The organism is Paenibacillus sp. P4_E11 (assembly GCF_056401635.1).
Genome location: NZ_JBFUIX010000261.1, coordinates 1 through 3,339, shown reverse-complemented (window position 1 = coordinate 3,339; position 3,339 = coordinate 1). Strand labels below are relative to the sequence as shown.

Below are 3,339 nucleotides of genomic sequence, written 5' to 3'. Positions count from 1 at the left end.
CTCATCCGTAAAGCTCGTTCGGCTAAGAATAAGTAAGAGAGCCGTTACTAGATCACCATCTAACGTTACATATTGTATGCTTAGCCTGCGATGGTCTTCTTCAGCCGATTCGGATACAATCTCGAACGTGCTGCCAGTTCTGAAAGTAGTATGCATCCCTTCAATGGGGGGAGTGCCCAGCAAGCGCAGCCACTTCTCATAGATCTGTTCCCGCTTGGCTTCCCAGGAGTCTAAGGACTGAATGCCATCCAATAGCTTCGGTATGCTTTCTGGATTAAGTGTTGATAGTGAGTAACTCACAATGACTCACCTTCCTCCCATTTATATCGCCATAACTCCGCTCCACAGCCATAATAGACGTCGCCGTGAAGGAAGGCTATGCCGCTGGTTGCAGCTTTCGGCAGATAGGCAAGCTGTCGTACCATCAGGGTTGTAGGATCTACTGTAAATAACGAATGGCTCAGCAACCCAATAACTCCTCGATCGGTCATCAGCAAGCCTTGTCTAACGATAGATCCCCAAGCGGTTAAGTCTTGTCTGTGCACAACGTTTCCTGTACCAGGATCGAATACGAACCATATCGAATCTGAAGTCAATCCGTAGACTCGATCCTTCGCGTCCACCGTTAGCAAGGAAATCTCCCGCGCCCTCGGAATGGGTACCCACTTCTCGGAGACCACTCGGTCATGCCAACGAAGCCTGTACAACAACGCCTCGGTGGCGATGGGTTCAGCGCCTCCAGGAGTTTCGATGCTCGTGCAGCCTATTACATCCCCGTTGCTTAATGCGGCAAGACCAAGTGTGCTTTGATAAGGTACGACAGTATGGTGGTCAACTATTTGCACGGACTGTGTGGGGATATGTACAATGCCGAGTGCGCCACCGACCGACCCGTAGTCGGGAAACCCGCCATACAGCACATGAATGCCATCGGGATGTGCAAGCGCGCTCCTCGGCCGGTGGATACGATCGTCTTCGTAGATCAGCTTCGGATTGGGGGAAGCGCCTTCAATCCTGCTGAGAGGGTTGCGCGTATCAATCAGATGCAGCAATCCTCCGGCATAGGCCGCACCGATCAAGTAAGGATCTTGTGAAGCGTAAGCGCATATATTACCGCCGCCGCCGCCTTCAACAATCTTGCCGCCAAAGTTGGTAAGCTCGTCCGAAACCGGATCGTAACGATACAAATGCAGCGGATGGTTGGAAGTGCCGTACAATTTCCCGTCAGGCCCGGCAGTCATAGGAGACAACGCCGTTCCACCGCCTTGATAGTCGATATTCAGTACGGTAGGCCGCCCGTCTGGTTCAGCGATGACGAGTTCCCCTTCAGCCAGCTCATAATGGATGATCTTTCTGCCGTGAGCCAAATTCTTATGTAGTTTTCGGTAGCCGATCCCCTGGTAGTCGGAAGGAGAGACTGACTCTTCGTTCACTGGTAATGCCTCTCCATCTCGAAGTATGTACCAGTTAAAGCCGACGCTTCCAGTGGCGCCCTGTTCGGAATCCGCAGCAGGCAGTCTGCCGTAGACCTCGCCATCTATTCCCAGATGTACATGCCCGCTTCCACGAACGGAAGGGCTTTGCTTACACACAGCTTGAAGCGCTCCATCCGATTGGCGATAAGCGACAATTCCTGCAGCCGTCGTTCCGGTCCCTGCATATACCCAGCCGTCGCGGCCAACAGCTAACGACATCGCATATTTCTGTTCGGAATCAAGTTGGACCACTACCTCGCTTATACCCGTAGCCGGGTCTAGTTTTAGCAGCTTAGCATTCGGATACGTGGTTGCATACACAATCCCGTCCACGTCTTCGGCGAACGCGAAGCCAACCACTTCTTCACCGGGAGCAGGTTCGGTCAAGGACACAAACTGCTCGTTGAACGGGTCGAGCACCACCAATAGCGGCCCAGCCCCGGTATACAACAGTCCGGACCGACCGCTCATCGCAGCATACGGATATTCGTTCTTGCCCTCCTGGAACGCGAGCTGTCGGCATACTCCGGAGACGGGATCCATGATAAGTGCATAGCCTCGTGCAACGATGACGACCCTTTCTCGACCGGAACTGTCTTGACACACCGCAGCCGATCTCGTTTCATCTGCCCGAACCGGAACTCCTACACAATGGACTCTTTCTTCGGCATTCATAATCTCATCTTCCCTTCCCCAATGAAGAAGATCGGGCTAAGGTAATAGCCCGATCTGATAATAATTGTATACAAGTATTATACAGCTATTACAACTCCATTGTAAATCCAGAATCATTTATTACGCGCCTCCGCGGTCTTTCCACTCCTGCACCATCTTATCCCAATCGGAGATCGGACGCTGTGGCGACTGTGGGTTTTTTTGCTCGTCAACAGTAGTTTTTCATTGACACCCCAAAAAGTTTGTGCTAATTTGAATTCAATAAAACATTTTAGTAAACAGGTTTCGTAAAATGTGCCAAGGGCTCCGTAATGTTCCATATGTGTTTCTTATAGGCTCCACATGAAAGGTGGCGAGGTAGTGAAGTGACCGACAATCAGAGTTCAAGTTCTGTTTCGCTGACGATCAAGGATATTGCTAAGCTTGCCGGTGTTTCAATTGCAACCGTTTCCAAAGTGCTGAACCAGAAGGATCAGGATATCGGCGAGGATACGAGACAAAAGATCGTGAAGATTATTAATGACAACAATTATATTCCTTACCGGAAAGTGATTAATCGAATTTCTGCCAAGTCTGCGACAATCGGTCTCGTAATTGCTGACGCGTCAGATACGTTCTATAAACAATTTGTCCGGGGGGTTGAGGACTATGCCTTCCGCGAAAATATGAGCGTTATTATTTGCAACAGCGATGCCGAGGAGTCCAAAGAAAATAAATATGTGGAGATCCTTCAGGAACGAAATGTCGAAGGGATTGTGTTCGCGCCATCTTCAAGCTTTAGAGAGCTGGACATCGCCCGATTTCATCATGTTCATCATGTAAATATGGATTATAAGCTAGGCACTTACATGGCTGCTCAGCATTTAATCCACAAGAAGCACGAACTCATAGGCTACATCACCAGCCCGCTAAACACGCAAGAGGCTATAGATAAGCTGGAAGGTTACAAGAAAGCATTGTATGACAATCATATCAGCTTCGATAAACACCTAATATTTGAAAGCGCGAACATTAATCATAAGGAAGTCGGGTGTGAGGGTGCGAGCATTCTTTTATCCAAAGGTGTAACCGCTATTATGGCCAGTAATGACATCATYGCCAGTGGAGTATACAGATCTGCTAATGATGCTTTATTGAAGATACCAGCTGATCTATCCGTCGTTGGCTTTGGTGATTCGTACTTCTGTGA

2 protein-coding genes and 1 pseudogene are annotated in these 3,339 nt (G+C 49.3%); 1 reads left to right on the top strand and 2 read right to left on the bottom strand.

What is annotated here, in order from left to right; genetic code table 11:
- Together AC1DWB_RS32475 and AC1DWB_RS32470 are read right to left on the bottom strand one after the other, a co-directional pair.
- Positions 1 to 300: pseudogene (locus AC1DWB_RS32475) on the bottom strand (hypothetical protein); the annotation flags it as partial.
- Positions 297 to 2,150 carry an NHL repeat-containing protein gene (locus AC1DWB_RS32470; protein WP_477545229.1) on the bottom strand — a complete coding sequence of 618 codons (1,854 nt, stop codon included), beginning with the start codon at positions 2,148 to 2,150 and terminating at the stop codon, positions 297 to 299. The pseudogene AC1DWB_RS32475 and the gene AC1DWB_RS32470, both read right to left, overlap by 4 nt.
- 365 nt (positions 2,151 to 2,515) lie before the next feature.
- On the opposite strand from AC1DWB_RS32470, the gene AC1DWB_RS32465 reads away from it, so the two are divergent.
- A partial coding sequence (locus AC1DWB_RS32465; RefSeq protein WP_477545228.1) for a LacI family DNA-binding transcriptional regulator occupies positions 2,516 to 3,339 on the top strand: 824 nt, incomplete at its 3' end.

Excerpts from the sequence above, each read along its gene's own strand:
- AC1DWB_RS32470 (WP_477545229.1), bottom strand. The coding sequence starts at position 2,150 with ATGAATGCCGAAGAAAGAGTCCATTGTGTAGGAGTTCCGGTTCGGGCA.